Below are 1,802 nucleotides of genomic sequence, written 5' to 3' on the forward strand. Positions count from 1 at the left end.
GTCGAGGCGACCGAGGAGGAGGTGCGGCCGCTGCTGACCGGCACGGTCGGGATCGCCGCGGTCAACGGACCCACCTCGGTGGTGGTCTCCGGCGCCGACGTGGAGGCGGTCGAGGAACACTTCTCCGCCCTGGGGCGCCGGACGACCCGGCTGCGGGTCTCGCACGCCTTCCACTCGCCGTTGATGGAGCCGATGCTGGACGGTTTCCGGGCGGTGGTCGCCGGACTGGCCTTCACCGAGCCGTCGATGGGTGTGGTGTCGAACGTGACCGGTGCGGTGGCCGAGCCCGGCCTGCTCACCGACCCGGAGTACTGGGTCGCGCATGTCCGTGAGGCGGTGCGTTTCGCCGACGGCATCACCGCGCTGCGTGCGCAGGGTGTGAGCCGGTTCGTGGAGTGTGGTCCGGACGCGGTCCTGACCGGTCTGGCCAAGCAGATCCTCGACGACGAGGATGTCACCTTCGCTCCGGTGCTGCGCAAGGACCGTCCCGAGGATGTCACGGCCGTCACCGCGCTGGCCGGCCTGTTCGCCTCCGGCGCGGGCGTCGACTGGGACGGCTTCTTCACCGGCCGTGACGCCACCCGCGTCGACCTGCCCACCTACGCCTTCCAGCACCAGCGCTACTGGCTGGACCTGCCCGCCACGCGCGCCGGTGACGCCGGTTCGATCGGGCTGGAGGCCATCGGCCACCCGCTGCTGAGCGCGGTGGTCGTCTCGCCCGACTCCGACGGACTGGTCCTGACCGGACGGCTGGCCGTGGACACGCACCCGTGGATCGCCGACCACGACGTCCTGGGCCGCGTCCTGCTGCCCGGCACCGCCTTCGTGGAACTGGCCGTCCGCGCGGGCGACCAGGCCGGCTGCGGCGCGGTCGAGGAACTCACGCTCCAGGCACCGCTCGTGCTGCCGGCCGACGCGGGCGTGGCGGTGCAGGTGGTGGTCGGTGCCGCCGACGACGCGGGGCAGCGCTCGGTGGAGATCTTCTCCCGCACCGAAGGCACCGACATCCCCTGGACCCGGCACGCGACCGGCGTGCTCGGCCCGAACACGACCGTTCCCGACTTCGACCTCACCGCCTGGCCCCCGCCGGGCGCCCAGAGCCTGGAGGTCGAGGGCGCCTACGAGCGCCTGGCGAACCGTGGATACGGCTACGGGCCGGTGTTCCAGGGCCTGAAGGCGGCCTGGCGGCGCGGCGACGACGTGTTCGCCGAGGTGGAGCTGCCCTCGGACAGCTGGGACGAGGCGGCGCGCTTCGGCCTGCACCCGGCCCTGCTCGACTCCGCCATGCACGTCGACCTGCTGCTCGACGGCACCGAGGAGGACGAGGGCGCCACCATGCTGCCCTTCTCCTGGAACGGTGTCTCCCTGCACGCGGCCGGCGCCGCGTCCCTGCGCGTCCACATCCGGCGACTGCGCGGCGAGGAGGTCTCGGCCATCGGCGTCGCGGACTCCACCGGGCAACTCGTCGCGACCGTCGAGTCCCTGGTCACCCGGCCGGTCTCGGCGGAGCAGTTGGAGGCCGCGGACGGTGGTGGTCTGGAGCGGGTGCTGTGGCGGATCGACTGGGTTCCCGCGACCGTCGGGAGCACCGGTGCCGGCGTGCTGCCCGCCTGGGACGGCCTGCCCGCCGACGCCGAGGTGCCCGAGGCCGTGGTCTGGGAGGTCCCGGCCGGTGACGGTGACGGTGACGGTGACGGTGAGGGTGAGGGTGGCGGTGGCGGTGGGGGTGAGGGTGGTGTGTCGGCGCGTTCGCGTGCTCTGGCGGGGCTGGTGCTGGGGCGGGTGCGGCGGTGGCTGGCTGA

General features: G+C 73.5%; 1 protein-coding gene. It reads left to right on the forward strand.

Annotated features, from left to right (window positions below):
• Positions 1-1,802 (forward strand): polyketide synthase dehydratase domain-containing protein (locus ABZX30_RS38080; RefSeq protein ID WP_355943026.1); only part of this gene is annotated, 1,802 nt, incomplete at both ends.

Source organism: Streptomyces sp. NPDC004542, assembly GCF_040610035.1.
Classification (GTDB): Bacteria; Actinomycetota; Actinomycetes; order Streptomycetales; family Streptomycetaceae; genus Streptomyces.